Here is a 25,443-nt window from a genome sequence, read left to right as displayed (position 1 = left end):
CCAAGGCTTGATTGATTAGGCGGCGGCTTGGCTCATCAAGCTATCGTATGGAATATTCAGTCCATCATGCAGACGCTTGATCATGCGCAAGCTCAATTTACGCTTCCGGTTCAAGACTTCTGAAACCCGACCGCTAGGACCGATGTATGCCTCGAGGTCGCGCTGAGTCAGGCCTTGTTGCTCCATGCGGAACTTGATCGCCTCGATAGGATCGGGCGGACTGATGGGGTAATGCTTTTCTTCGTAGGCCTCGATAAGAGTGACGAGAATCTCCATCTCATCCGCCTCCGGTGTGCCTTCCTCGGCCTGAAAGATAGCTTCAAGGCGATTGAAGGCAGCCTGAAGATCGGCATCGGATCGAATGGGCTTAATGTTCATTAACTGTCTCCACATCTATTTCATCGTATTGAGCGTGAGTGCCGATGAATTTCACCCAAGCAATGCCACAGCGATACTGCATTTCCGTGACCAGCCGGTACTTATTTCCGGCGATATTGAATACGACGCGGTTATTGCCACAGATACTAGCGCTTCGGAATTGCGCCTTTACATCATGCGGGGTACGCCAAGTTGCGACTATTACCTCGTCGTACCAGCTCTCTAGCGGGCCTTGCGCATCTTGGCAGCCAGGCGCCTCCCAGAACTTGCGCAACGTGCTTTTGGCTATAACCCGCATACTTTCTCCCGTTTTGGGAGAAGCTTAGTCTCAGCTAACCATGGAGTCAAGAGATTACTATGCGCTGACTGCCGCAGATTACGTGGCCCGCACCGGGAACTGCTTTGAGTCCTGGTGGCAACCCCAAGCTGCGTACGGTGACAGCCGTCATCAAGGCGACGGGGATTCAGTTTCACCAGTTAACCTATGCGTCCTGACGGCCTCCACTGACGACAAGGGCCAAGTGACACGCGAAGAAATGACACGCCATGACTACGTGGTGACACTCCATGCAATTAACATAACTTAAGCGGCAAAGCTGTACGGAAAGTAGCGTAAAGCGCTTTATCGCCATATTACCGCTTGTCATGTAGTGGGAGAGGCGATGGCCGCCGTGTCTTGGGCCGAGCATGGATTTTGCTAAACACCCTCTTCAGGACGATTGAAGTGGCTATAGTTTCCCGGACACACAGACGCAGGTAATATCTCCTGCTTATAGTGGTGTGTCATGACTCAGAAGAAAACCAATTCTTATACCGACGAATTCAGAGAAGGTGCCGTCAAACTGGCGATAGAATCGAATCAGCCAGTTGCCCAGTCCGCCCGAGAACTGGGGGTGAACGTTAATACACTGCACACCTGGATCAATAAATTGCACGGCGAACCACCGCCAGGCTCCGGTAAGCAGGTAAATGACGTGCATCTGTATGAGGAGCTAAAACAGCTGCGTCGTGAAAATGCCCGCGCCAATTTGCGTGCGTGACGCGCCGTATGGCGGGGGTTGTTGACCCGTTTGCCGTCACTGGTGACAAATAGGTCTTTCAAGCCAAGATCAATCCCCACCATCTTCGGCACCACGCCGAGCGATAGGGTTTCGACCTTGCACAGGCAGCTAATGAAATAGCGACCGGCGCGGTCTTGGGAGACGGTAACGGTGCTGGGGGCTGACGGAAGCACGCGGCTCCAGCGGATGTTAAGCAATGGGATGGACTCCTCCTCACCTAACCGGCATCTAAGTGCCAAAATGGAAGGTGAACCATCAACCATCGTGAAGATGAGGAGAAGTCCAGATGAACATTATCCGCGTCGGTGTTGATATTGCCAAGTCAGTGTTTCACGTTCACGGTGTCGACCGTCACGATCAGATCCAATGGCAGGGTAAGTACTCTCGGAATAAGTGGCTGGATGCACTAAGCCGAAAAGTGCCCGCCGGCGCAGAGATCGGCATGGAAGCCTGTGCTTCATCTCATCATTGGGCACGGGAGCTTCAAAAACGGGGGTATCAGGTCCGGCTAATTGCGGCTCAGTTTGTCAAACCTTACGTTAAAAGCAATAAGAATGATCGGGTGGATGCGGAAGCAATCTGTGAAGCGATGAGTCGTCCCAATATGCGCTTTGTTGCCCCCAAGACCGTTGTCCAGCAAGACATTCAGGCGGCACACCGCATCCGTGAGGAGCTGGTAAGCCAACGAACCGCTAAAGCCAACCAAATTCGGGGACTGGTAGGCGAGTATGGGATTATCGCGCCCGTTGGCATTCTGCAACTGCGCCGAGCGTTACCTCGCTGGTTGGAAGATGCAGAGAACGGGCTCACTGATAGCTTTCGCATTTTGCTCAATGGCTTGGCTGAGGATCTCCAGTATCTAGATGATCGAATCGTAGCACTCGACGAGAGAATTACTGAAAGCGTGAAACAAGATCCCGTCGCACGGCGCTTAATGACGTTAAGAGGTGTTGGGCCACTCACTGCCAGTGCTCTATCCGGTGCGCTGGGAGACGGCAAGGCATTCAAGAGAGGTCGTGATTTTGCCGCCTCTCTTGGACTGACACCCCGTCAACACAGCACAGGGGGAAAAGACCGCCTTTTAGGCATTAGCAAACGCGGTGATAGCTATCTGCGTAAACTACTTATTCATGGAGCACGGGCCGTTTTACGCCATGCAGATCGCAGGGATGACGGTCTGAGCCATTGGCTTAAAGGTCTGGTGTCCAGAAAACATATCAATGTTGCGACGGTGGCATTGGCTAATAAAACTGCCCGAATTGCCTGGGCGCTGGTAAGTAATGAAACAGCTTATGACGACAATCTTGCTGCGGCGAGTGTCGGCGTTTAAGTGAGTTAGTTGAGGGTGGCGCACGCCTTCTAAATAGTCGGTATCGAAAATTCTGCTGGAGACCTTCCACACCGCGATTGCATGGCATTTTGATTGATGGCGAACAGGACGAACCGGCGCTGGGAAACCCCTAAGGAACATGGAGCCACGAGCTCGTTTAAGCGATTGGGAGCCAGTGCGCGGATAGCCCATTAGGGTTCGATGCTAAAAAATGGCATCATTAAAGAGACCGGATACACGTAGGCAGTCGTACCTTAGTCACGATCAAACAAAGTGCTTGCAATAGAGGAGGAGTCCATACACGGTTCCTGGCACTTGGCCAGCGTGATCTGGCCGTTGCGATACGCAAACGCCGAACTGGCAAAGGTGGCGGACTGCCGCTGCTTCTTTGACTTGAATCGCGGGTATCGTGCGCGCTTGGCAAAGAAGTGCTTGAAGGCCGATTGTTGATGGCGCAGGCATTGCTGCAAGGGCACCGAACTGACCTCGGCCAGGAACGCGGTTTCCGGTGCCTTTTTCAGCTGGGTCAGGAAAGCGCTGGCGTCGTTGTAACCAATCTTTTCCTGGCGTTGATAGAACGCATCGGTGCGATAGCGCAGCACTGCGTTCCAGACAAACCGCACGCACCCAAACGTCCGCGCCAGCAGGATTTCCTGCTCGGGCGTCGGGTAGAATCGGTATTTGTAGGCGCGTTCAATTTTCATGACTTACAGCTTAGTATCATTTTCGTAAGAAAACAAGGCGTCCTCTCGGACGCCGCGCTTGTATCTCCTCCCTTCGCGCCACGAGACTCAGGAAGAAGTATTACGCGCTTCTAGATAACGGCATATTTACATCCTCCGACCACTAAAAATCATAGATTTTTTCAGTATAATCGCGCCCCTTCATCAATACCCCCCAAGTAAAAACATAATTACAGGAAGGAGTTACTCCTTGACGAACCATCCAGAAAAAGCCAACGGTAACCTGTGGCGACGAATCCCTCTGTGGCAAAAAATTCTCACTGGTCTCGTGCTGGGCATCCTGGCGGGTGCTTTGATGGGCGAAAACGCCAGTGTATTCAAACCTATCGGCGATATCTTCATAAACGCCATCAAGATGCTGATCGTACCTTTGGTGTTCTCTACTCTGGTAGTAGGCATCACGGCAATGCGCGATCCGCAGAAGATGGGCCGTATCGGCGTACGCACCATCGGGCTTTATCTCATCACCACCGCTTTTGCGATTTCCATCGGTCTGCTCGCCTCGCTGATCTTCCAGCCTGGCGTAGGCCTGGAGATGAGTTTTGAATCCGGTGTGCAAGCCAGTGAAGCGCCGAGTCTGATTGAAATTCTGGTGGGTCTGGTGCCGCAGAACCCAATCGATGCTCTCGCTAAAGGAAACATCCTCCAGATCATCGTTTTCGCCATTGGATTAGGTATCTCCTTGACATTGATTGGGGAGAAAGGCGAGCCGGTCATTCGTGTTTTTGAAAGCTTCGCCGAGGCTATGTACAAGCTGACCAGCTTCGTCATGGCGCTCGCGCCGTTCGGCGTGTTCGGCCTGATTGCGCATGTCTCCGGCAGTTATGGGCTCGAAGTATTGTTGCCGTTGGCCAAGGTCATCGGCGTGGCTTATCTGGCCAGTGTGCTGCACGTATTGGTGGTTTATACCGGTTTGCTGGCATTGGTTGGTCGGCTCAATCCCGTGCGCTACTTGCAAGGGATTCTCGATGCTTTGGTCGTCGCCTATTCGTCGGCTTCATCCTCGGGCACCCTGCCTGTCTCTCTGCGCTGTGCCCAGAAGAATCTTGGTGTATCGGAAGGTGTAGCTGGTTTCGTATTGCCGGTGGGCGCCACCATCAACATGGATGGCACCGCCATCTATCAAGGCGTAGTGGCGGTATTTATCGCCCAGTTGCTGGGCGTCGATCTCAGCCTGATGGATTACGGGATGATCATTCTCACCGGTACCTTGGCATCTATCGGGACAGCTGGTGTTCCCGGTGCCGGTCTGATCATGTTGTCCATCGTGATGGCCCAGATTGGTTTACCGCTGGAAGCTATTGCAGTGATTGCTGGCATCGACCGTATCCTGGATATGGCGCGTACCAGTGTGAACGTGGCGGGTGACCTCATGGTCACGACCTTGGTCGGCAAGAGCGAAGGCGAGCTCGACGAAACGATTTATAACGCCCGCCACAAGAGCTGAACCCACGTCAGCAGCACCGGTGCAAGGCCGGTGCTGCTTTTCTTGATACTGATTTTCTTAGCGATATCATCGTCCGGCAAGCCGTTCTCGTGCCAAGTCGTCGCCAAGTCAGGCTAAAATGGAACTGTCCATAATACCCCATTATGTCCAATATGCTCGGCATGATGGCCAGGTCGTGGGCTATGCGGATAGGTGTTCATCAAGCCAACGGGGCAATCACCCACGCATCTATCAGCAGCGCTGATGATGCGGGGCTTGCAGGAAGATGTGCAAGTCCTAGTTGACTAGGCCAGGGCTATCGCAGTTAGAAATAATCGCTTTCTAAGGTCTTGGCTTCATGCCTGATAAATAGCTTGAACAATAGACTCGAGCGCCCATCTGCCAACTGCGATAGCCCTGGTTCCTCCATGCCTTGCCAGGCATGCTGTAAGCCCAGTGAATAGAAAGCACGATCAAATACCGTCAGGAGTGCTGGCGATGAGCTGGGGGGACAGCTGCTTTTCGCTACGCTATTGACAGGATGGGGAGCAGTCACATTGAAACTAATGTTTCGCATGCGAAACATTTTTCTAGCAGCCTGTCGGATTTCATGGGGAGTAAATCGCAGAAGTAAGGCCTCCTTGGCTTTTTCTTCCAGTTCTTGAAGTTTTCCGTCAAGCACCGAATACAGCAACTGGCAGACTGGAAAGCGCCAACATGGAGATAGGGGGGGTCTGATAGCGGCTTTGTCCATAGAAATAGTTTTCCACTGTTTCTGTGGATAAAACTGTGAATTCGATAAGATATATCACCTTAACTCCTTATTTTTTTGTTATTCATCGTCACAGTTAACAGCCTGATCATTTTTTATACATTTTGTCCAAGCTGGAAGCAAACAGGATGTCGCACTCCTGGATCACCGACAAAATTCTGCTGCGCTGCCATGTGATACCCGAGGTGGGGCATAGCCGCTGGACCGCATCATCAAGGTGGAGCTGATCGCGCTGTTCCATGCCCATCGTCAGGTCCACAAGCCGGCGAACTCCAACTGGGTGATGCACCTGTTACTCTACGTCTACAACCTGGTGCTGGAGTGGGAGCTTCCGGGACTCCAGGAGAACCCCACCAAGGAAATTCGCCAGTTCCAGGAGAACAACAAGCGCGAGCGTTTCCTGACGCCGGTGGAAGCCAAGCGGTTGTTTCTGGCCATCGAGACTTCGCCCAACACCCTGCTGGCGTCCATGGTGTTGCTGTTGACCGGCGCAGGGAAGTATTGAAGGCGCGCTGGGAGGATATTCACTGGGACCAGCGGCGCTGTTGGATACCGCTGTCCAAGGCCGGTGAGGCGCGCCATGTGCGCACCATACCCACCTTTCCCAGGAAACGTTGCTGAGTGCCACCAGCGGGGTGGGCTTGATACTCAGCGCCTCGATGGTGGTCCCGGCGAGGCTTCCCTTGCTCCCGGTGGAGGTGACTCAAAGCCTGGCGAGATGACCCATCGCCACAGAGCCACACGGAAAGGCCGCCCCGAATGGAGCGGCCTTTGGCGCCTTGTCGCGTCGCCCACTACCGAGCAACCCACCGCTCAAAAGCGAATGCCCGCGCCATCACGTCGTAAGGTTATCGCCAGCGCCGCCAGGCGCAAGGAAGTCAGTCACCGTGAGCTTGAATGCCAACCCCCCCAACTATTCACCTTCCCGCTCCGCATCGTTCAAAAACGACACCTCATCTCTCACCGCCCAAACGCCAAGCGACGCGTCTCTTCATCGGCGCTAAGTTCACGGATGCGATTCATCGCACGTTTAACCAGTTCATGGGAAACATTGGTCATGGTGAGCTCCTCCTGCCAGTGCTTAAAGAAGGTGATCCAGCACTGCTAAAAGGTGGGATCAGTGCTTATCTTCGATGCGAAGCTTGGCAATCTCGTCAACCGCTAATCCTGTCGCTTCGGCAATTTGCTCATCACTGAACACACCGAAAGCCAGATGACGGACAGTTTGGCGCTTTTCTTCCAACGCACGCCGCTCAGCTTTCTGCCGCTCTTCCCGACGCCCTTCTTGGCGCTCTTGCTGTGCCCAGTTTCCCAAATTCTCTGCCAACATATCTTTATCCTCCACCAAACTGTTGAAAGGTGGACTCAGTGCTGGGTCTCGGCGCGTAGCTTTTCGACTTCTTCAACCGGCAGTTCTTCGATCTCAGCAATCAGTTGATCGTTCATTTCGGTCAGTGCAATCAGCTTGCGGGCCGCGTTGCGCTTGCCTTCTAACGCACGCTGCTCGGCTTCCCTTACGCGCTGCTCGGCTTCCTCAAGGGTTTCCTGACGGCCTTCCTGAACTGCTTTTTCTCGCTCTACGCGCTCAATCGTGTTGACGTATGGCATGTGCTTTTCCTCCTGTATGGCGTTAACCGCCTGTACAAACTCGGGTTCCAGGGCCTTGGGCAACTGGAGCATCCAATCGATAATGTTAAACAGTCTTACGATCTGCTCGCGGCTGTAGCCCCGTTCATACAGCAGCCGTATCAGGGCAATCTTGACATCCTTGCGCGTGGCACCGTCCTTTACTCGCTTGGCCTGAATCTGAGCCATCACCACCAGAGCAAAGACGTTGTCGCTGGCTTCCAATTCTTTCCAGCGTGCCTCCCAATCTCGCAGGGATGACAGTCTGAGTCATTGGCTTAAAGGTCTGACGTCTCGAAAACATATCAATGTCGCAACGGTAGCCCTAGCCAATAAAACGGCTCGGATCGCCTGGGCACTGGTGTGTAATAAAACAGCTTATGACGACAATCTTGCTGCGGCGAGTGTCGGCGTTTAAGTGAGTTAGTTGAGGGCGGTAGAACATGCCGTCGACATAGTCAAAATTGAACGTTTTTTGGAGACCATTCCACACCACGATTGCGTGGCACTTTGAAAGATGGCAATCAGGTCGAACCGGCGCTGGGAAACCCCTTACGAACATGGAGCCACGAGCTCGTTTAACCGATTGGGAACCAGTGCGCGGATAGCCCATTAGGGTCCGATGCTAAAAAATAGCATCATTAATGAGACCGAATACACGTAGGCAGTCGTACCTTTATGCAGTCGAACAAAGTGCTTGCAATAGAGGAGGAGTCCATACACGGTTCATGGGAAACATTGGTCATGGTGAGTTCCTCCTACCAGTGTTTGAAGAAGGTGATCCAGCACTGTTAAAAGGCGGGATCAGTGCTTATCTTCGATGCGAAGCTTGGCAATCTCGTCAACCGCTAACCCTGTGACTTCGGCAATCTGCTCATCATTGAGTACCCCTAGCTTCAGCAGGTTGTGAGCAGTCTCGCGCTTATTTTTTTCAATACCTAGCTTCTTACCCTTCTCGATACCTAGCTGCTCACCTTCCCGCTTCGCATCGTTCAAAAACGACACCTCATCCCGCAATGCCCGTTCACGCACAAACGCCAGACGACGCGTCTCTTCGTCAGCGCTAAGCTCGCGGATGCGACTCGTCGCCTTTTGGGAAGACTTAGTGTTTGAAAAGTTCATCAAGGCTATCGACAGTAAGTATTTCATCCGTCCAGGTTTCTAGCTGCCCAGTATCAGCCCGCTCCAGCTTTTCACCTACCCACGCAGGTAACTCACCAAAGCGTTTTTTCAGCAGACGCTGCAGAACGCGACGCTCTCCTGTCATTTCGCCTTCTCGCTTTGCATCGTTCAGCAATGACACCTCATCTCTCAACGCCCGTTCACGCACGAACGCCAGACGACGTGTCTCTTCATCGGCGCTGAGCTCGCGGATGCGGTTCATTGCACGTTTCACCGGTTCGTGGGAAACATTGGCCATGGTGAGTTCCTCCTGCCAGTGCTTGAAGAAAGTGATCCAGGCGCGTAGTGGGCCCTCTGGCAAGCCCAGGCGATCCGCCTTGTTCAGTTCGATCAGGTTCATCTGCAAAACGTTCCCCAGCGAAATATTCGGCTGGCGTTCATCGCGCATCTCGAATCGCCAGATCGCTTGCTCGCGCTCGGCGGCGGTTTCCGTAAACAGGTCGAAGTCCAGCAGGTGCAGGCCCACCGAGGCACGCAGCTCCTGGTAGTCTTCTCCGGCGCTCAGCTGACTTCCCAGCGTGCGGGTCAGGTAGAACAACCCCCGCTTGTGCCACGCGCCATAACGGCGTACCTGAACCTCGACATTATAGCAGTTGCCTTCGCCATCACGCGCCAGCACGTCGAGGATGATGTACTTGCCGGTGAGCTCCGTCGGCTCGATGTTGGGGTTGATGATTTCAACGGACGTAATATCAGGCAAATCCGGGCGCAGATCGTTGATCAGATCGACCAGCAGATCCGGCGCTTCGGCAAACAGCCGCTTGAACACATAGTCGTTGGTAGGATCGAGTAATTCGCTCATGGGCCACTCCTCATGCCATACCGGCACTTTACCATAGCGGGACCACCGCGCGGTTTACCCATGCCACCTAAAAACGCTAACCCCCTGATTCAATGGCGATGACGGCCACCTCAGGATAGCCTGGTGGTTTTACGTTACCGAGTTCCATCCCTGCCCTGACGATGCCGGCCAACCGGTTATCTTGACGGCGCCCTCAACCCCGACACCCCTGGCCTGCTGGGATGACCCCGAGGCGATCGCTCGGACGGTGCCGGATGGGCCTCTGCCAGCGCGGCTGAACGGGCTGGCGCTAAGACCTTATCCGGAGCGCGAGACACTCGACCGAGACGGGCCTTGGGAGGCCGCTGAGGTGACGCAAGCGCAAGCATCGGTTCGTGGCCATACAGCTTGGAAGCCCCACCGCTGTGCTGCGTGCCCATATTGCCCTTGATGTCCAATGGGATGGAGTCCTCCTCACCTAATTCAGCGCTATGCGCCATACTGAGAGGGTGAGGTTACCGGCTGAGGAGAGCATCCCATGAGCATTTCACGCGTTGGTGTCGATATTGCCAAATCCGTCTTTCATGTTCACGGCATCGATCGTCATGACCAGGTCGAGTGGCGCGGCAAGTACAAGCGCGACAAGTGGTTGGATGCCATCGTCAAGCGCGTCCCCACGGGGGGCGAGATCGGTATGGAGGCGTGTGCCTCCGCCCACCACTGGGCGCGTGAGCTGCAGGCACGCGGCTATCACGTCAAACTGATCGCCGCACAGTTCGTCAAACCCTACGTCAAGAGTAACAAGAACGATCGTGTCGATGCAGAAGCCATCTGCGAGGCCATGGGGCGTCCGACCATGCGCTTCGTCGCCGTCAAGACCGTCGCGCAGCAGGATGTTCAAGCGACGCATCGCATCCGCAGTGAACTGGTTCAGCAACGCACTGCCAAGGCCAATCAGATCCGTGGCCTGATCGGCGAGTACGGACTGGTGGCACCTACCGGCATTGGCCAGCTGCGCGCGGCCTTACCTCGCTGGCTGGAAGATGCCGAGAACGGCCTGACCGATGATTTCCGTGTCCTGTTGTCGGGTCTCGCCGAGGACCTGCGCTACCTCGATGATCGCATCGCCACGGTGACCGAGCGCATCGAGCGACACGCCCAGACCGACCCGGTTGCCAAGCGACTGATGACCCTGCAGGGCGTCGGCACACTGACCGCGAGTGCGTTGGCCGGCGCTCTGGGTGATGCTCAGGCCTTCAAGTGTGGCCGTGATTTTGCCGCCTCGCTGGGACTGACACCGCGGCAGCACAGCACGGGAGGTCGTGACCGCCTGCTGGGTATCAGCAAGCGAGGTGACAGCTACCTACGAACCCTGCTGACCCACGGCGCGCGCGCCGTGCTGCGCTACTGTGAAGGCAAGGAAGACAACCTGAGTCACTGGGTCCGGCAACTGGCCGAGCGCAAGCATGCCAATGTGGCGGTGATTGCCCTGGCCAACAAGACGGCACGCATCGCCTGGGCCATCACTCGCCACGACAGGGCCTATGATCCTGGCTTGGCAGCACAGGCGGCGTAACATCCGCCTAACTGTATTACTGAGTTTTCAACAAGATACCCCACCATCACGATTGCTGAGCATGCTGCAAGATGGCGAACAGGTCGAACCGACGTTAGCAAACCCCTACACGTACGGAGAGCAAATAGCTCGAGGGTCCTATTGGGAGCTGACGTGCGGATAGCCCATCAGGGTCCAATGCTTCTGGCATTATTTAAGAGACCGGATATACGTGTGCAGTCGTACCTAACGCCTATCGTGCCCCATGCTTGCAAACGAGGAGGACTCCATATACGTACGTAGAGGCACCTTCTCCTGGTAAAGCGTCTGATCGTTGGCCACGGTCGACCGTGACACCGCCGTCATCAATGCCCAGAATGACCGGCTAACCATACTCGGCAGAGATGTAGGACAACTGGATGGCAAAGGGTGTCCTCTGGATCGCCTCGACCTAGTCAACCAGGACTTGCACCGCTTCCGGCAAGCTCCGCATCCATCAGCAGCGCTGATGATGCGTGGGTGGCTTGCGCGGCCTGCGAGATACACGTGCTCGCGCCAGGATCACGGTCCGATTCAGGTGCCTGAGACTGGGCAACCCGGGCGACGTGAAGCTGGTCGGGGAAGGCGTCTCCGAGCGGCGCATCCCCTACAGTCCCGGCTACCGCGTCTATTACATCACCCGAGGGCCCGCGACGATCAAGCCAAAACCATTGCCACGCAGTGGAAGGAGTAACGCCATGACTGAGCAAGCCGTCACTTTCAGCCACTACGACGCTGCGGACTACCTGCAGACCGAAGAGGACATTGCCCGCGCTCGCAACATGAGCCAGCTCGCCAAGGAAGTCGGGATGAGCCGTGAGGGGCTTTACAAGGCCCTGTCCGGCGAGGGCAACCCGGCCTTCTCCACTATCAGCAAGGTGGCCAACGCCTTGGGGATTGAGCCGCTCTCACAGCCCAAGGGCAACAGCTAAGCCGCTGGCGCTCAATGATGCTCAGCCCACCGGGCGACCAGTGGTTACCCGAAAGGGAATCCTCTTCCTGAGTCGCACCAGCGCGAAGAGAGGATGTCAAAGCAGAATAATCCAAGCTGACTCCGGTTCACTCGGTGATTGTCAGCGCCCGCTCCAGCAGAGCACGCTTACGCGGCAGCAGGCTCACTTCCAGGCCTAGCGGCCGGTATACACGGTTCTTAACCTCTAGCGTGACGTTGCTCTTATCGCCTTCAAGGTCCGACAGAGTGCGCCGGCTAATGCCGACCAGAGAGGCGTAGCGGGTCTGGTTCAGGCCCAACACATCACGCCTCAGCGCACGTAACAGCTGCCCATCAGTTAGCTCACCCGCATAGAAGTGTTTCAACAAAGACACCAGCGCCGCTTCGCGATCATCGGGATAGCGTCGCTTCATAACAACTCCCAGCGCTTGAGTCGAGTACTTATAGTGCGCAAGCCTACTGCGGGCATGTCCAGAATCCGGGAAGGAACACCACGTTCAGCCAGACGCTCATCCACCCCTTCAAGCCCGGCTGCAAGCATCCGAAGCTCGTTCATCACTCGTTCCGGTGCGATGACATCTGCCAACGACTCGGCAATGGCTGGCCAGTCATACTCTCCCCCAGTTTCTAGGGGTAGTCCCCACTGGGTGGTCCTTGTGACCCCTTCGGGATCTGCCTTCATAGGTGCGAAGTCATATACTGGGGCAAGCCCGATGCCTTCGGGGCGCTTGAGCAGGGCCGTATTCCGGCCGTGGTTGTCGGAGTTTCCGAAGGCAATGTTGAGTAGGTCACGCTTGACCCACTCCAGGACAAACGATTCACTATCGAACGCCTCCCCTCCTTCTCGCACTCGATACTGGTCGTGCAGCAAGCTTACCAATCGGCGAAGTGTCTCACCGTGGCGAAGAAAGCTGCCCGGCGCTGCCCCCATTAAGGTGTAGACGGATTCCAGGCCATAGCGAACCCAGGCACCGTCGAGGTACTGCATATCGAAGCGTGGTAGCCACAGGGAGGGATAGCGCTCTCCTTCAACAAGACGCATTTGGTCTGTGTCAATGGTCTCGACACCGAGCGAAGCCAACTCCTGGTAGTAATGGTACTCGGCACGCAAGATGTCGCAATCGTCATCAGAGCGGCTACCACGCGGAAATTTCACCAGCATTGGCAGATCAGATCGATGTCTGTCGTCTTGCCAAGTATCGATCCAGACTTGCTCATCCTCGGTGAACCTGAGCAGCAGCTTGGGCGCCTCACCGCCAGCACCGGTCGCACCACCACTGGCCGCCCCCATCTGCTGGGCATACTCCAGAAAATCCACCTGACGCTCTACGACGCTTTGCATCGGAAAGCGCCGCTCCTCCAAGGTTTGCTTAGCTGAAACATCTGGCACTGCTTCTTTGATACGCAGGTTGCCCACCGGCGCGATGGTGCCATGAGTCAGCAGCTCGACGTCCTGACGCCCTGCTGGCAAATCGTGAAGCCCAAGATAATCTACCCAGAAGCGGCGACTAGCACCGGACGGCATAATATCTTCCAAGAAACCGAACCAGGGCGAAGATTCGTGGGTCAGCATCAATTCTACAGGTAGCTGCATGCTGCAGGCGTGCAGGTCGTCTCGAAAGAGCCATTCGACGGCATAGTCGGTCGCATAGCGAAGCCTAGACGTTCCTTTCACTCCCTTATCTTGGTCAAGCAACGACAATTCGGCAGCATCGTGCCAGGCCTGGTCAATGTGAATCTGTACCGTCAATTTCAAGGGTCACCTATGCGCAGCAAAGTGCTCAAATAATCCTGATAAAATATAACATGAGCAGTTTAACGCACATAATATGCTTTAGGAAAAATAATTGAGCAACTATCTGCTCAATTATGGCAGAGTCGGTCCACAGCTATTTCTCTGCTCGGCATTGCCAAAGCACTCCGCGGGCGGCACCGGCACTGACATTTTCCAAATGAAACCACGCTGACGGGGTTAGTGTGGCTTAGCAAAAAACCGCGTAAACCTCTGCCCACTCGGGCGGGGATACAAGCGGGTACTGCGCAGCCGTTCTAGTCGGGTGTCTTCTGTCCATTGACGTATTCCTGGAGCGCTTCAATCGTTGCCCCTCCCGCACTACAGGCAAAATAAGACCGCGGCCACAGTGCAGCACTTTTGCTCAACCTCGGGATATGGGCATTCAAAAAGCGCACCCGCCGGGAAGAGGTGGATTTCAAATTGTTCACCAGCACACTAATCGATAGCTCCGGCGGGTATTCGATGAGCAGGTGGACGTGATCCTCCTCACCGTCGAACTCAAGGATACGGCAGTCGAGCTTCCCGCAGGCCGATTCAAACGCCTCTCGAAGCTGTCCAATCATGTGGCCGTCGAACACCTTGCGTCGATATTTCGTCGTGAAAGCGAAATGGACGACGAGCCGCGTAACGCTGTAACGGCCTCGCCGATAATTTTCATGCACACTCACTTGTTTTACCTCGTCTAAGCCTCTAATTTATGGGAAGTATAGTAAGGAACACTGACATGCTGAAAGCCACCAGGATACGCATCCACCCCACGTCCGAGCAGGCGGCGTTTCTTAACCGTCAGTTCGGCATGGTGCGTTTCTGCTACAACACCGGCCTTCGCATCATATCTCACCGCTACAAGCGCCACGGCCAGTCGTTGAGTGCTAAGCACGACACCAAGCGGCTACTGACCGTCGCCAAGAAGTCCCGCAAGTATGGATGGATGAAAGAGGCGGACTCCATCGCCCTCCAACAGGCGTGCATTAACCTCGACAAGGCATTTCAGCGCTTCTTTGATCCCTAGCAGAAGACCGGCTATCCCCGCTTCAAGAGCAAGCGTGGAAAACAGCGAGCTATCACTGCGTTGGGATTAAATCCGGGGAGAATTGGGTCAAGGTGCCCAAGCTCGGGCCGATCAAGACAAAGATTCACCGTCCGGTTGACGGCAAGCTCAAGAGCATCACCTCATCGGGTGTTGCATCGTTGAGTCCCTGATGGGGCCGATCCCTGTTATACCAGATAAAGTAACGACTCAGCTCCTCGCGCAGGTGAGCGCCATCCTCGAAGGCTTTCAGATAGACGCACTCGTATTTCACGCTGCGCCAGAGCCGCTCAACGAAGATGTTGTCCTGGTAACTGCCCTTGCCGTCCATGCTGATCCGGACCTCATGGGCTTCCAGCACGTCAGTGAATGCCTTGCTTGTAAACTGACAGCCTTGATCCGTATTGAAGACCTCGGGTGGTCCGTGGTGCGCGAGGGCATCCTCCAGGGCATCGATGCAGAAGTCGGTATCCAGGGTGTTCGATACTCGCCAGGCGAGCACACGGCGGCTATGCCAATCCATGATGGCCACAAGGTACATGAACCCACGTGCCATGGGGAGATAGGTCACATCGGTCGCCCAGACCTGATTGGGGCAGTCGATGACACGTCCCCGCAGTAAGTAAGGGTAGATCCCAGGGCTATCGCAGTTGGCAGATGGGTGCTCGAATCTATTGTTCAGACTATTGCCAAGCACTTGATGTCTGGTATGAAGCCAAGACCTTAGAAAGCAATTATTTCTAACTGCGATAGCCCTGGGGTAGATCCGGTGTCCTTCACCCGGGCGACTGGTGCGCGGCTTCGGATATACCGCCTGCAGCCCCATCTGGCGCATCAGCCGCTGGACTCGCTTGCGGTTCACTTGGTGTCCCAGACGGTTGAGATAGATCGTCATCCGACGTGAGCCATAGACTGGCGTTCGCAGATGTTCCTCGGCAATCAAGCGCATCAGTTCCAGGTCGTAGGCCTGCAGCTCTTTGCGCTGGTAATACACCGAGGAACGGCTGATACCGAGCAACTGGCACTGGCGACGGAGGCTGAGGTCAGGCGCCTGAGGCCCGACCAGTGCCAGGCGCTGGGCCCGACTCAACGATCGAGCCTGCGTGACAAAAAATCGCGTTCCACCGTCAGCTTGCCGATTTCACGGTAGAGCGTATCGATCTCCTCCTGGGTCTTCTGGGCCGCCTTGCCGCCGCCCTTGCTCTCGAAGATGCCGGTGGCGTTGTCCAGCAACTCGCGCTTCCACTGGCTCACCATGGTCGGATGGATTTCGAAGCGGGCAGCGATTTCCGACGTGGTCTGATCGCTCTTAAGAGCGGCGAGAGCCACCTTGGCCTTGAAGTCACTGCTGTACTGTCGGCGTTTCCTGCTCATGATCACGTTCTCCTGTCGGAATGATCAGAGCTTAGCGCCTGGTCCGAATTTTGGGGACCACTTCAGTTGGGTTTATCTTCCGGTGTTCGGTAAGTACCGCCAACAGATCGGCATACGCTTGTTCCGACTTCTCTTCCTCCTTATTGGCACCTTCAATGGCACGATCAATCTCGTTGTTCGCCTTGATCAAGTCTTTTTGTATCGTCCGTTCAATCCGCAAAAGCTCAGAGGGATCTCCATCTGGCACGGCTTTCAGCGCCGCATGAACCTCGTGGCGAAGACGCTTTGCCAGTTCACGCGCCTGCTCTTCTTCCGACTGTTTTTTTCGCGCTTTATGGACCGCCGACGCCAGCTTTTGGGCTGCCGCCAGGATCGCTCTAGAATGCTTCATCGCCTCGGGCAAACCGATGACAGCATTGTGCGACAGATTTGCACTCATCAAAATTACTCCTTATACCCATCGCGCTTCAGCGCGCAGGAGTAATAATGTCGAGCAACTTTTGGTATGCGCCTTGTGATATGGCGGTTTCCTCGGCGGCACTTTCAGCGGCCTTGTCAAACTTCTTGAGCGCCTTCAGTACGTCCTTTTGCACTTCCTCAAAGCTGCGCATTTCAGTTGATGTGCGGTTTTCCAAGCGGCGGTTAAACGCCTCATTAGCTTCTTCCTGAAGCGTTTGCGCGGCGTGTTTCGCCTCTTCTTCGTCAGATCGGTTCTTCTCCACCTTTTTTGCTGCCGCAGCCAAGGTTTTGGCGGCCTCTAAAATGTCATCGGCATGCGGCGCTATCGCATCAAGGCTCAGGATCTCGGTTTGTTGGCCTTCTTTTGACTGCTCGACAGTTTCATTGCTGATAGCGGAGCCTGATGGGTCATGCTCGCTTGTACCCGTGTCGGCTTGTGTTTCGTGGCGTTTATCCAGGACGGCTTGATTTTCTGTATGCATCTCGGTTTCTCAGAGTAGATAGCAAGCCCGGTAAGTCTTGCCGGGCTTGAGGATGGCCATGTTGTTCGCTCACGCTTACTCAAGCGGCACTTCTTCATCCAGAAGTGCGTCTGCCATACCATCGTCTTGCGCTGACGATGCGGTGGTATCGGCTGGCGCTAGGGCTTCCTCGGCGGGCGGCGCCTGATTGGAGTCAGGCAATAGCTGAGCACGAATCCCTGCCTCGATTTCCGCCATTAGCTCGGGGTGTTCTTCCAAATACTGGGCGGCATTCGCCTTGCCTTGGCCGATGCGCGTGCCCTGGCAGCTGTACCAAGCGCCAGCCTTCTCAACCAAGCCGCACGATACCGCGTCCGCCGCTGCAGGTGTGGGGCATACGAGTTCTCCGCTTGAATATTAGTGTTTTCCGCTGAGATCACAGCGATTCTGTTGCAGCCTTATGAATAATGAACCTATCAGAATTCATTGAATTACATAAAGCGTCTCTCCAAAGCAGGAATCTCAAGCTCCATATCGTCAGTAAAAGTGTTGTGGTATCTGGCCGCATCATCTTCCTCATCTTCAAACTCAAATAAGTTTGAAGCATAAGAACGCAGCCACAGTTTTGTGGTATCGGCTGAAAGCACATAGCCCTTCGCACTTTCGGAACCTCTCAATCGGTCGGGTATAGCCCATCCTGTTTTTTCTAGTTTCGCTACTGTAACGATCAAATGTGCAAGCAAGGGCTGATTTGGAGCGACTTTTTCATGAAAATGTTGCCAAAAGCCCTCATCATCCTCAGAAGCCCTCCAACCCTTTAGATCATTGACTTCTGAAAGATTTTCATAAGGGTGAGCCTGGGTTATTCATGACACAGGCCTGAAAACAAGGATGGTCGGGTAGACCGGGCGATTGCTCGATCCTCGACCAAGGTTGGTACGAGATTCGACGCCAGCTTGAGTACAAGATGGCATGGACCGGGGGCTTGTTTGTGGCGGTACCACCGCACCACACGAGCCAGACCTGCCCAGCCTGCTTCTACAAGTCGGCAGACAACCGCAAGACTCAGGCGAGTTTTCTTTGCACGCACTGCGGTTACGCCGAAAACGCTGATATCGGAGGAGCTATCAACGTGCTTCACCGAGGCCTCGACCTGCGCGAAGCCTCGAACCAGTAAGACCTGATCAGGGCGGGACGACGCCCGTAGCGCCTGTGAAGTGAGTGGTGCAGTAGGGCCGCCAGCAGCAGGAACCAGACCACCGGGCGACCAGTGGTCACCTGAAAGGGAATCTTCTTCCTGAGTCGCGCCAGCGCGAAGGAAGGGGAGGATGTCAATTCATGCTATCAGTGATTGCTCAAACCTTGGCACAAAACGCCCCTGTAAATGCCTCCGTAAACGCCCCTGTAAATGTAACAGGGCTAAAAACGCCGGAAGCACTGCTGCGCTTACTGCACGACAACAACCAACTCACCCGCCAACAGCTTGCCGATATTCTCGGCAAGGACGTTCGTACCATTGCCCGCGCACTGGCCAAGTTGCAACAGGCGGGCAAGCTCACACGCATCGGCTCGGACAAAACCGGACATTGGGAGGTTCATCTGTGACAACTTATACACCCATCGCTGAATCCAGCAGCTTCATTGTGTTGGAGAAATACTCCAAGGAATGGAAAGTGGCAGACAGCTACCAGAGCGAAGATGCTCTGGAGCGGGAGCTGATACAAGACCTGGTCAATCATGAAGGCCGTTCACTGCATGCCAAGAGCATTGATGAGCGTTCGCGCAATCGACAGGAGTTGTTCGTCCTGCCAGCGGTCAGCGATAAGCTGCACCCCTACGGGTAGTCCGTCTTGCCCCTTGCTCAGTGGCAGGTTGAGACACGGCACCCCTAGCAGCGTCCAGGCCCGACAATAGACTGGATCCCCGGTGGCATGAAGGCCCGCCGGGGCAACTCCTGGGGCACTCGCTGCCAGGATCACGTCTACCTCATCGGCAAACACTCTCGATAGTGCCTGTTTACACTGCTCGGCCGCTAGCAGGGACACCCGATAGTCGGCATAGGATGTCGCCAAGCCTTGCTCGATCAACTCGACCAGTCTGGCTCCCATTTCCTCGCCATGCTGTTGAAATTCACTGGCCAGCGTCTGCGCCGCTTCATAGGCCAGCACCACTTGGTGATGCATGACGAGGGCGTCGTAACGACTATCCAGGGGCAACGCAAAAACCTTGGCGCCGGCCTGTTCCAGACGCCTGGCGGTACTGGACAAAGCCTGCTCTACATCGAGGTCTAGCGGCCCGTCACCCGGCAGGTTACGCAGCCCGACACGGATGCCGCCGAGATCGGGTAGTACCTTGATGACGTCAGAGCGGGTCAAGGCCGTGAAGGTTGTGCAGATATCCTCGATGTGTCGGGCAAACCAGCCCAGTGTATCCATCGAGGGAGCAAAGGCCTTGATTCCGGAGAAGGATACCGTATTGACGGTGGGCTTGAAGCCGAAAACACCACAGTAACTCGCCGGACGAATGATGCTTCCGGCCGTCTGTGTTCCCAAGGCGAGAGGCACCATGCCGGCCGCTACGGCGGCCGCTGAGCCACTGGAGGAGCCGCCCGGGGTACGTGAGAGATCCTGCGGATTGCGCGTCTTGCCAGGCGTGAAGTAGGCAAACTCGGTGGACACGGTCTTACCCAGCAACATGGCACCCTGTCGTTTGAGCAGGGTGACCACAGCGGCATCCACAACAGCCCCCGGCGAGACGAGATAGCCCCCGGTCCCCCAAGTGGTCGGCATGTCGGCGGTGTCGATGATGTCCTTGATGCCCACCGGAACACCGCGCAGCAACTGCCCGGGGTACGGCAGAATCGCGGTCGAGGTCAGCGGCTTGAGGTATTCCCAGGCTTGGACATCCGCTTCAAACGCCTCGATCCGTGCCTGGCAGGCATGCCACCAGGCCAGGTCCTCACATTCCCCTCGGGTAAGCTGGGCCCGGAAGGCGTCAATGGTGGTGTCATTGAGCTCGGTCATGCCTGCACTCCTCTCATGCTGAAGGGTCACCGGATGCCATGATTGTTTCACACCGATGTCACGGGCCGGTGGGACACCGAGAATGGCCAGGCTGTTACCCAGCTCGGCCTCGATAGCCTGGCCAATGGCCAGCAGCCGCGCGTCCTGCCAGGGTCCGGCCAGCACCTGTAAGCCCACCGGCATGCCGGCATCGTCCTTGCCCACCGGCAGCGTCAACCCGCAGAGGCCCATGAAGTTCCCCACCACCGTATTGCGCAGGGCTTGCATGTTGGCCTTGGGATAGGCCCCTTCTGGCTCGAGGCTCTCGAGGGTCGGCGGCGTCAGCGTCACGGTCGGGGTCAGCAGGGCATCGACACGCGTCAGGCAGTCAGCGGCACTTGCCGTCAGCGACTTGAGCACGTCACAGCGCCGGACATATTCCCAGCCGGGGATGTCGTCGGCCGCCTTGACCCGGGCCGCCACATTGGGATCCAGACCGTCGATGGCCTCCGGTAGCTGGGTCTTGAGGAAAGCTGCCAACTCGACCGCCGCCAGCCCGCCCTGCTGGAAAAGGGTGAAGACCTCATCCGTGCGTGGCAGATCCAGGCTCACGATGCGGGCACCCGCGGCTTCAAGCTGACGGATGGCGGCCTGAACGGACTCGGCGATGCCCGGGCTGCAGTCCTCCCAGAAATAGGCCTCCGGTATCCCGAAGGTCAGATCGGCAAGTGATGGGCGCGCTGGCACCCTGCTGGACCGGGTCGCCAGCGAACCGTCCAGCGCATCGAAGGCAAAGACCAGATCGTCGACACTGCGGGCCAGCAATCCCGGCGTGTCCAAAGTGGCGGACAGCGGCACGATCTGCGCCGTCGACCAGCGCCCCACCGTTGTCTTGAGGCCTGCCACGCCGGTCATTGCGGCAGGCACACGCACCGAGCCTGCCGTGTCCGTCCCTAGCGCCAGGCCTGCCGTCCCGTTGACTAGCGATACCCCGGCGCCGGCACTGGACCCGCCGGGTGTCCGGTGGTGGACTCTATCCCAGGGATTGCGAGGCGCCCCCCAATGGGCATTGGTGCCCAGGCCACCGAAGGCGAACTCTACGCTATGAGTCTTGCCCATTACACTGGGCAACTGACGCAACAGCGCCGAAATCATGGGTCCCGGCTCCTCCCAGTGTCGCGGCAATCGCCGGGCGGACCCAGCATAGGTTGGCAGCCCCGGCACCGCATAGATATCCTTGATCGACACCGGGACCCCCATCAGGGGGCCCGTGTCACCGCCACTGGCAAGAACGCTATCGGTTGCGCGGGCCATCTCACTAGCGGCCTCGCCATTCCAGGTCAGGTAGGCATGATCAAGGGCACCGCGACTGGCGTGGTGGTCAATTGCCGCGTCGGCAAGCTGGACAGCACTCAGCGAGCCACCGCGCAGCCGGTCATGCTGTTCTCGCAGTGGAAGAAAGATCGGGGACATGTGCATCATGGTGGGGCCTTCTTATGAGTACGGTATGGAGTTGAGCAGGCACATCGAATGCCACGGGTGATCAGCCCAACAGGCGGGACGCCGCCTCGGCCAGGGCACGCACCGCAATGTCGGCATCCTTACGCTCGATATGCTCGTCGGGGTGATGGCTGATGCCCGCTCGACAGGGAGTGAACAGCATGGCTGTCGGACAGACTTGGGCCAGATGGATGGCATCATGGAAGGCACCGGAAACGAGTTCCGGCGCTTCTGCGCAGACACTGTGGGCGCTCTCGCGAAGCACGGCCAACAGACGCTCGGGAAAGGCCACCGGTGCCACCCGCGATGTCACCTCGAGGGTGACTTCACAGCCACTCCACTCCCGCTCGGCTAGGACATGGAACTGGCTGTCGAGCACATCCAGTACCTCTTGTGTCGGATGGCGCAGATCGATGGTAAAGGTGGCCCGCTGGGCAATGGTATTGACAGCATCCGGCCACAGAGAAAACTTGCCGATGGTGAAGCGCAGATCATCGTCTTGCTCACGTGTTGCCGCCTTCAGCGCAGACACTAGCTCATGGGCACCATCGAATGCATCCCGACGCGCCTGACGCGGGGTGGTACCGGCATGATTAGCCACTCCCTCGACCTCAATGCGATACCAGTTGACACCTTGGATCCCGCTGACGACGCCCACCGGTTTGCCCAACTGCTCCAGCACTGGTCCTTGCTCAATGTGAAGCTCGAGAAAGGCGTAGGGGACAAAGGGGGCCGGGCGGTACACGAGACCATTGTCCTCCAGCAGAGACAGGCACTCGTGAAGAGCATCACCGAAGCGCACGCCGTCTCCGTCCAGGGCGGCAATGATGTCGTCATACTCCCGCTGCCCGGCGAACCAGGAGGACCCCGAGGCGCCCGGAGCAAAGCGAGCGCCCTCCTCGTTCGTCCAGGAAACGATCTCGAGCGGGCGCCGATGCTCGATGCCTTGCTCCTGCAAGGTCCTGAACACCGCCAGACCCGCCAGCACCCCCAAGGCCCCGTCATGCGCGCCGGCCAGTGGCTGACTATCCATGTGACTACCGATCAACAGCGGGGCCAGGGAGGCATCCTGCCCCTCGCGACGCAGGAAGAGATTGCCTAGGGCATCGAAGAACACCTCGCAACCCAATGAGCGACCCTGCTCAGCGAGCCACAGACGAGCACGATTGTCCTGGGCGTCGAGTGCCAGCCGTCGAATCCCCTTGGGCTCCAGGGCCCCGATGGTCGCCAGCGCCTGGACATCGTCCCAGAGGCGCTGGCCATCCAGGGTTTCACGCAGTTGCGATAACTCCGTCATGTCAACTCCTCAGCGGTAAATCAAATCAGGCAGGTAGGTACTGATCCAAGGTACGTAAGTAATGATCACCAGCGACAGCAGCATCAAGCCGATCAACGGTAGACATGCCTTGAACACCTCCGGCAATGTCATCTTGGAGATGGCCATTGCCACGAAGAGATTAAGGCCCACGGGCGGGGTAATCATGCCGACCGAGAAGTTGATAAGCGTGATAACACCAAAATGGGTCGAGTCCACGCCAACCTGGGCGGCAATGGGCTGCAGAAGCGGCGACAGCACAATGATGGCTGAGGCACTGTCGAGGAAGAAGCCGGCAATGATCATGACCACGTTGAACAGCGCCATGACCTGGATGGGATCTTCGGTCCAGGAGAGAACCTCACTCGCCAGCTGTGTCGGTGCCCCGGTAATTGCCAGCAACCAAGAGAAGGCCGATGCCCCCGCGGTGATCAGCAACAGGGACGCCGACATCAGCCCCGCACTGTTCAGCGTCGACAGCAGGTTCTTCACGTCAATCTTCCGATAGACCACCATCCCGACGAAGAGGCCGTATATGCAGGCCACGGCGGCGGACTCCGTGGGTGTGAAAACGCCGCTGTAGATCCCGCCCAGCAGGATGACCGGCAAGCCCAACCCCCAGGCCGCCGCCTTGAACGCCGAACCGATCTCACGCAGTGACGGGAAGGTGCTACGGCCATAGCCCTTGAAGGACGAGTAAACGATGCAATAGGCAATGAGGATCGAAGCAATCAGGATGGCGGGCAGGAGTCCGGCGGCGAAAAGGCGTCCCACCGAAGTTCCGGTGACCGAGCCGTAGATGATCAGCGCAATACTGGGTGGCACGATAGGCCCCAGGGTACCCGCTGTGGCAATCACCCCAATCGCGAAGCGCTTGTCATAACCGGCCGCCACCAAGGCTGGAAACATGATACTCCCGATGGCTACCACCGTGGCCGGGCTCGACCCCGAGATGGAACCGAAGAACAGACAGGACAGCACCGTCGCCGCCGCCAGTCCGCCAGGCACCCAGCCGACGAGCGCCTTGGCGAGATCGATCAGGCGGTCTGATAGACCGCCAATGCGCATCAGTTCGGCAGCAAGAATGAAAAAGGGAATCGCCATCAGCGAGAAGTTGTTCATGCCCGAGAACATGCGCATGGGCACGATCACCGGATCGGTGTTGCCAAAGAACTGGATGGAAAGTATCACGGCAAAGGCCAGCGCCGCGAAGATCGGCAGCCCCAACAGCAATATAGCAAAGAAGATGGGCAACAAGGCCGTAATCATGAGGTTTCCTCAGGTAGTCACGGTGGGCAGGACGACCGTCACACTAGCTTGTCTTTTTCAGCAGCGAGCTCTTCGGCCATCGTGGCAGGTGGCTTTTGCCAGTTCTCTTTGATCACCCAGCAATAACGAATGATCAGCAACACACCTGAAAAGCCGATGGGAAAGTAGACCCATGCCATGGGCATGCGCATTGCGGGGGACAACATTCCGCGTTCGAGAGTACTGAAGAAAAGCCTGAATCCCAGATAGGCCAGCGCAATGGCGAAAGCGATGCCCAAAACGCCCGTGAGGATATGAAGCCAGCGATTGACTGCAGGTGGTGCGAAGGCATTGAGCACGTCCACCGAGATGTGAACCCCATGGCGAACACCCATGCTGGCGCCGACGAAGCTCATGCAGACAATGGAGTAGATTACGACCTCTTCTGCCCAAGAGAGCGAGCTGTTGAAGCCGTAGCGGTAGACGACCTGGAAGGTGGTGATGATGGTCGCAATCGACATGAAAGCGACCATCGCCAACTTTTCCAAGCGATCAATGAGGTTATTGAGCGCTTCTAACATAGATCAATACTCGATGCCCACGATGTCATAGACTTTGTGAAGAAGCTCTGTCGTCACGATGTCCTCGTACTCTTCATGCACTGGCATACTTGCCTCGATGAAGTCTTCACGGGCTTCGTCTGTGATTTCGTTGATCGCAATTTCATCTTCGATTTCCTGAAGAATACGCTCCTCATCCTGAAGTGTGAGTTCACGCGACGCTTGGCGTCCGTTATCGAATGCCTCGATCATCACTTCCTGCAGATCTTCGGGCAGTGAGTTCCATGAATCGCTGTTAATCACTGCCGCGTAAGCGTGATAGGCATGGCTGGTAAGAGACAAGTAATCCTGCACCTCATAAAAGCGCATGGTGTAGATGTTGGCCAACGGGTTTTCCTGCCCTTCGACGACTCCCTGCTGCAGGCCGTTGTAGACCTCGGTAAAGGCCATGGCCGTCGCATTGGCGCCCAGTTCTTCATAGGTAGAGATAATGATGGGTGCCTGCATGGTCCGCATGCGAATCTCGTCAAGATCCTCCGGGGTTTCGATTGGGCGGACATTGTTAGTGATATGTCGGAAACCAGCCCCCCAGAAGTTAACGCCATACATGTTGTCGTCATTGAGCGTATCGAGGATTTCACGCCCAACGTCCCCGTCGAGTACTTCGACCATGGTGTCGTAATTCGGCAACAGGAACGGCAGATCCAAGATCTGCATGCGCGGTTCGAAGTTACCTAGCAGTCTGTCGGATTTTAGATAACGTCATGAGATACTTGCCTCCTGCCACCCCACCGGAACGACGCCATGAGCCGCTTCATCCCCGTTGACCGCCAGACCGACTATCTTCTGCCGCC

28 protein-coding genes and 3 pseudogenes are annotated in these 25,443 nt (G+C 56.4%); 9 read left to right on the top strand and 22 right to left on the bottom strand.

The window, feature by feature from the left end; all coding sequences use genetic code 11:
• Positions 1–15: 15 nt before the first annotated feature.
• Both DU506_RS12185 and DU506_RS12180 read right to left on the bottom strand, forming a co-directional pair.
• The gene (locus DU506_RS12185) at positions 16–378 is read right to left on the bottom strand and encodes a helix-turn-helix domain-containing protein (RefSeq protein WP_114487185.1); all 363 of its coding nucleotides are present in this window, start codon (positions 376–378) and stop codon (positions 16–18) included.
• The gene (locus DU506_RS12180) at positions 368–676 is read right to left on the bottom strand and encodes a type II toxin-antitoxin system HigB family toxin (RefSeq protein WP_114487184.1); all 309 of its coding nucleotides are present in this window, start codon (positions 674–676) and stop codon (positions 368–370) included. The genes DU506_RS12185 and DU506_RS12180 overlap by 11 nt, the downstream gene beginning before the upstream one ends.
• A 487-nt stretch (positions 677–1,163) precedes the next feature.
• Between DU506_RS12180 and DU506_RS12170 the strand changes: the two genes are divergently transcribed.
• Positions 1,164–1,418 carry a transposase gene (locus tag DU506_RS12170; protein WP_114487183.1) on the top strand — a complete coding sequence of 85 codons (255 nt, stop codon included), beginning with the start codon at positions 1,164–1,166 and terminating at the stop codon, positions 1,416–1,418.
• On the opposite strand, the pseudogene DU506_RS22180 reads toward DU506_RS12170, so the two are convergent.
• Positions 1,394–1,633: pseudogene (locus tag DU506_RS22180) on the bottom strand (RNA-guided endonuclease TnpB family protein); the annotation flags it as partial. The gene DU506_RS12170 and the pseudogene DU506_RS22180 overlap by 25 nt on opposite strands.
• A gap of 92 nt (positions 1,634–1,725) precedes the next feature.
• Between DU506_RS22180 and DU506_RS12160 the strand changes: the two are divergent.
• Entirely contained in the window at positions 1,726–2,769 is a 1,044-nt protein-coding gene (locus DU506_RS12160) for an IS110 family RNA-guided transposase (protein WP_114487182.1), read from the top strand.
• Positions 2,770–3,071: 302 nt separating this feature from the next.
• Here the strand turns inward: DU506_RS12160 and DU506_RS12155 are convergent.
• Positions 3,072–3,473, bottom strand: a pseudogene (locus DU506_RS12155) (RNA-guided endonuclease InsQ/TnpB family protein); the annotation flags it as partial.
• A 229-nt stretch (positions 3,474–3,702) separates the two neighbouring features.
• On the opposite strand from DU506_RS12155, the gene DU506_RS12150 reads away from it, so the two are divergent.
• A complete protein-coding gene (locus DU506_RS12150) occupies positions 3,703–4,959 on the top strand; it encodes a dicarboxylate/amino acid:cation symporter (RefSeq protein ID WP_114487181.1) in 1,257 nt (418 codons plus the stop codon).
• Positions 4,960–5,263: 304 nt separating this feature from the next.
• Here DU506_RS12150 and DU506_RS12145 read toward each other — a convergent pair whose 3' ends face one another.
• A complete protein-coding gene (locus tag DU506_RS12145) occupies positions 5,264–5,692 on the bottom strand; it encodes a hypothetical protein (protein ID WP_114487180.1) in 429 nt (142 codons plus the stop codon).
• A gap of 235 nt (positions 5,693–5,927) precedes the next feature.
• Between DU506_RS12145 and DU506_RS12140 the strand changes: the two genes are divergently transcribed.
• Positions 5,928–6,215, top strand: coding sequence for a hypothetical protein (locus DU506_RS12140; RefSeq protein WP_114487179.1), 288 nt, complete (start codon positions 5,928–5,930; stop codon positions 6,213–6,215).
• Between the two features lie 612 nt (positions 6,216–6,827).
• Here the strand turns inward: DU506_RS12140 and DU506_RS12130 are convergent.
• The 4 genes from DU506_RS12130 to DU506_RS12110 all read right to left on the bottom strand — a co-directional run bounded on the left by DU506_RS12130 (position 6,828) and on the right by DU506_RS12110 (position 9,320).
• Positions 6,828–7,040, bottom strand: coding sequence for a hypothetical protein (locus DU506_RS12130; RefSeq protein WP_220254361.1), 213 nt, complete (start codon positions 7,038–7,040; stop codon positions 6,828–6,830).
• A 35-nt stretch (positions 7,041–7,075) separates the two neighbouring features.
• A complete protein-coding gene (locus tag DU506_RS21655; RefSeq protein ID WP_181870756.1) occupies positions 7,076–7,561 on the bottom strand; it encodes an RpnC/YadD family protein in 486 nt (161 codons plus the stop codon).
• 579 nt (positions 7,562–8,140) lie between these two features.
• Positions 8,141–8,458: a hypothetical protein gene (locus DU506_RS12115; protein ID WP_114487178.1), complete on the bottom strand. Its 318-nt coding sequence runs from the start codon at positions 8,456–8,458 to the stop codon at positions 8,141–8,143.
• Positions 8,439–9,320 carry an Rpn family recombination-promoting nuclease/putative transposase gene (locus DU506_RS12110; protein WP_114487177.1) on the bottom strand — a complete coding sequence of 294 codons (882 nt, stop codon included), beginning with the start codon at positions 9,318–9,320 and terminating at the stop codon, positions 8,439–8,441. Before DU506_RS12110 ends, DU506_RS12115 begins: the two co-directional genes overlap by 20 nt.
• Positions 9,321–9,837: 517 nt before the next feature.
• On the opposite strand from DU506_RS12110, the gene DU506_RS12105 reads away from it, so the two are divergent.
• Together DU506_RS12105 and DU506_RS12095 are read left to right on the top strand one after the other, a co-directional pair.
• On the top strand, positions 9,838–10,875 hold the full coding sequence (locus DU506_RS12105; RefSeq protein WP_114487176.1) for an IS110 family RNA-guided transposase: 1,038 nt from the start codon (positions 9,838–9,840) through the stop codon (positions 10,873–10,875).
• A gap of 716 nt (positions 10,876–11,591) precedes the next feature.
• A complete protein-coding gene (locus DU506_RS12095; protein ID WP_114487208.1) occupies positions 11,592–11,825 on the top strand; it encodes an addiction module antidote protein in 234 nt (77 codons plus the stop codon).
• A 127-nt stretch (positions 11,826–11,952) separates the two neighbouring features.
• On the opposite strand, the gene DU506_RS12090 is transcribed toward DU506_RS12095, so the two are convergent.
• The 3 genes from DU506_RS12090 to tnpA all read right to left on the bottom strand — a co-directional run bounded on the left by DU506_RS12090 (position 11,953) and on the right by tnpA (position 14,308).
• The gene (locus DU506_RS12090; RefSeq protein WP_114487175.1) at positions 11,953–12,258 is read right to left on the bottom strand and encodes a helix-turn-helix domain-containing protein; all 306 of its coding nucleotides are present in this window, start codon (positions 12,256–12,258) and stop codon (positions 11,953–11,955) included.
• The gene (locus tag DU506_RS12085; protein WP_235825572.1) at positions 12,255–13,601 is read right to left on the bottom strand and encodes a type II toxin-antitoxin system HipA family toxin; all 1,347 of its coding nucleotides are present in this window, start codon (positions 13,599–13,601) and stop codon (positions 12,255–12,257) included. Before DU506_RS12085 ends, DU506_RS12090 begins: the two co-directional genes overlap by 4 nt.
• A gap of 293 nt (positions 13,602–13,894) precedes the next feature.
• Positions 13,895–14,308 (bottom strand): IS200/IS605 family transposase, encoded by a 414-nt coding sequence (gene tnpA, locus DU506_RS12080; RefSeq protein ID WP_114487174.1) that lies wholly within the window; start codon positions 14,306–14,308, stop codon positions 13,895–13,897.
• A 56-nt stretch (positions 14,309–14,364) separates the two neighbouring features.
• Between tnpA and DU506_RS22175 the strand changes: the two genes are divergently transcribed.
• Complete coding sequence (locus DU506_RS22175) at positions 14,365–14,652, top strand: helix-turn-helix domain-containing protein (protein WP_235825569.1); 288 nt, start codon at positions 14,365–14,367, stop codon at positions 14,650–14,652.
• A gap of 124 nt (positions 14,653–14,776) precedes the next feature.
• On the opposite strand, the pseudogene DU506_RS22810 reads toward DU506_RS22175, so the two are convergent.
• The 5 genes and pseudogenes from DU506_RS22810 to DU506_RS12045 form a co-directional block, all read right to left on the bottom strand.
• Positions 14,777–16,044, bottom strand: a pseudogene (locus DU506_RS22810) (IS3 family transposase).
• Positions 16,045–16,075: 31 nt separating this feature from the next.
• A complete protein-coding gene (locus DU506_RS12060; RefSeq protein ID WP_114487171.1) occupies positions 16,076–16,483 on the bottom strand; it encodes a hypothetical protein in 408 nt (135 codons plus the stop codon).
• A 28-nt stretch (positions 16,484–16,511) separates the two neighbouring features.
• Complete coding sequence (locus DU506_RS12055) at positions 16,512–16,985, bottom strand: hypothetical protein (protein WP_114487170.1); 474 nt, start codon at positions 16,983–16,985, stop codon at positions 16,512–16,514.
• A 75-nt stretch (positions 16,986–17,060) separates the two neighbouring features.
• Complete coding sequence (locus tag DU506_RS22160) at positions 17,061–17,321, bottom strand: hypothetical protein (protein ID WP_415843635.1); 261 nt, start codon at positions 17,319–17,321, stop codon at positions 17,061–17,063.
• A 134-nt stretch (positions 17,322–17,455) separates the two neighbouring features.
• Positions 17,456–17,707, bottom strand: coding sequence for a hypothetical protein (locus DU506_RS12045; RefSeq protein WP_147273751.1), 252 nt, complete (start codon positions 17,705–17,707; stop codon positions 17,456–17,458).
• Between the two features lie 176 nt (positions 17,708–17,883).
• Here DU506_RS12045 and DU506_RS12040 point away from each other — a divergent pair, with 176 nt between their 5' ends.
• Positions 17,884–18,141, top strand: coding sequence for a transposase (locus DU506_RS12040; RefSeq protein ID WP_328587977.1), 258 nt, complete (start codon positions 17,884–17,886; stop codon positions 18,139–18,141).
• A gap of 161 nt (positions 18,142–18,302) precedes the next feature.
• Positions 18,303–18,569, top strand: coding sequence for a winged helix-turn-helix transcriptional regulator (locus DU506_RS12035; protein ID WP_114487168.1), 267 nt, complete (start codon positions 18,303–18,305; stop codon positions 18,567–18,569).
• A gap of 143 nt (positions 18,570–18,712) precedes the next feature.
• Here the strand turns inward: DU506_RS12035 and DU506_RS22155 are convergent, their stop codons facing one another.
• The 5 genes from DU506_RS22155 to DU506_RS12005 form a co-directional block, all read right to left on the bottom strand.
• Positions 18,713–21,448, bottom strand: coding sequence for an amidase (locus tag DU506_RS22155; protein ID WP_235825567.1), 2,736 nt, complete (start codon positions 21,446–21,448; stop codon positions 18,713–18,715).
• Positions 21,449–21,509: 61 nt separating this feature from the next.
• Entirely contained in the window at positions 21,510–22,763 is a 1,254-nt protein-coding gene (locus tag DU506_RS12020) for a M20 family metallo-hydrolase (protein ID WP_114487167.1), read from the bottom strand.
• Between the two features lie 9 nt (positions 22,764–22,772).
• On the bottom strand, positions 22,773–24,050 hold the full coding sequence (locus tag DU506_RS12015; RefSeq protein ID WP_114487166.1) for a TRAP transporter large permease: 1,278 nt from the start codon (positions 24,048–24,050) through the stop codon (positions 22,773–22,775).
• Positions 24,051–24,088: 38 nt separating this feature from the next.
• Positions 24,089–24,610 carry a TRAP transporter small permease gene (locus DU506_RS12010; protein ID WP_114487165.1) on the bottom strand — a complete coding sequence of 174 codons (522 nt, stop codon included), beginning with the start codon at positions 24,608–24,610 and terminating at the stop codon, positions 24,089–24,091.
• Positions 24,611–24,613: 3 nt separating this feature from the next.
• Complete coding sequence (locus DU506_RS12005) at positions 24,614–25,330, bottom strand: TRAP transporter substrate-binding protein (RefSeq protein ID WP_268877324.1); 717 nt, start codon at positions 25,328–25,330, stop codon at positions 24,614–24,616.
• Between the last annotated feature and the right edge of the window lie 113 nt (positions 25,331–25,443).

Origin of the sequence: Vreelandella rituensis, assembly GCF_003336665.1 — a bacterium.
GTDB lineage: Bacteria > Pseudomonadota > Gammaproteobacteria > Pseudomonadales > Halomonadaceae > Vreelandella > Vreelandella rituensis.
Note: the sequence above shows the minus strand (reverse complement) of the source record. Positions and strands in the feature narration are given on the sequence as shown.

Coding starts and splice junctions, on each gene's coding strand:
- DU506_RS12185 (WP_114487185.1), bottom strand. CDS start 378: ATGAACATTAAGCCCATTCGATCCGATGCCGATCTTCAGGCTGCCTTC.
- DU506_RS12180 (WP_114487184.1), bottom strand. CDS start 676: ATGCGGGTTATAGCCAAAAGCACGTTGCGCAAGTTCTGGGAGGCGCCT.
- DU506_RS12170 (WP_114487183.1), top strand. CDS start 1,164: ATGACTCAGAAGAAAACCAATTCTTATACCGACGAATTCAGAGAAGGT.
- DU506_RS12160 (WP_114487182.1), top strand. CDS start 1,726: ATGAACATTATCCGCGTCGGTGTTGATATTGCCAAGTCAGTGTTTCAC.
- DU506_RS12145 (WP_114487180.1), bottom strand. CDS start 5,692: ATGGACAAAGCCGCTATCAGACCCCCCCTATCTCCATGTTGGCGCTTT.
- DU506_RS12130 (WP_220254361.1), bottom strand. CDS start 7,040: ATGTTGGCAGAGAATTTGGGAAACTGGGCACAGCAAGAGCGCCAAGAA.
- DU506_RS12115 (WP_114487178.1), bottom strand. CDS start 8,458: ATGAACTTTTCAAACACTAAGTCTTCCCAAAAGGCGACGAGTCGCATC.
- DU506_RS12110 (WP_114487177.1), bottom strand. CDS start 9,320: ATGAGCGAATTACTCGATCCTACCAACGACTATGTGTTCAAGCGGCTG.
- DU506_RS12105 (WP_114487176.1), top strand. CDS start 9,838: ATGAGCATTTCACGCGTTGGTGTCGATATTGCCAAATCCGTCTTTCAT.
- DU506_RS12095 (WP_114487208.1), top strand. CDS start 11,592: ATGACTGAGCAAGCCGTCACTTTCAGCCACTACGACGCTGCGGACTAC.
- DU506_RS12090 (WP_114487175.1), bottom strand. CDS start 12,258: ATGAAGCGACGCTATCCCGATGATCGCGAAGCGGCGCTGGTGTCTTTG.
- DU506_RS22175 (WP_235825569.1), top strand. CDS start 14,365: ATGCTGAAAGCCACCAGGATACGCATCCACCCCACGTCCGAGCAGGCG.
- DU506_RS12060 (WP_114487171.1), bottom strand. CDS start 16,483: ATGAGTGCAAATCTGTCGCACAATGCTGTCATCGGTTTGCCCGAGGCG.
- DU506_RS12055 (WP_114487170.1), bottom strand. CDS start 16,985: ATGCATACAGAAAATCAAGCCGTCCTGGATAAACGCCACGAAACACAA.
- DU506_RS12035 (WP_114487168.1), top strand. CDS start 18,303: ATGCTATCAGTGATTGCTCAAACCTTGGCACAAAACGCCCCTGTAAAT.
- DU506_RS22155 (WP_235825567.1), bottom strand. CDS start 21,448: ATGATGCACATGTCCCCGATCTTTCTTCCACTGCGAGAACAGCATGAC.
- DU506_RS12020 (WP_114487167.1), bottom strand. CDS start 22,763: ATGACGGAGTTATCGCAACTGCGTGAAACCCTGGATGGCCAGCGCCTC.
- DU506_RS12015 (WP_114487166.1), bottom strand. CDS start 24,050: ATGATTACGGCCTTGTTGCCCATCTTCTTTGCTATATTGCTGTTGGGG.
- DU506_RS12010 (WP_114487165.1), bottom strand. CDS start 24,610: ATGTTAGAAGCGCTCAATAACCTCATTGATCGCTTGGAAAAGTTGGCG.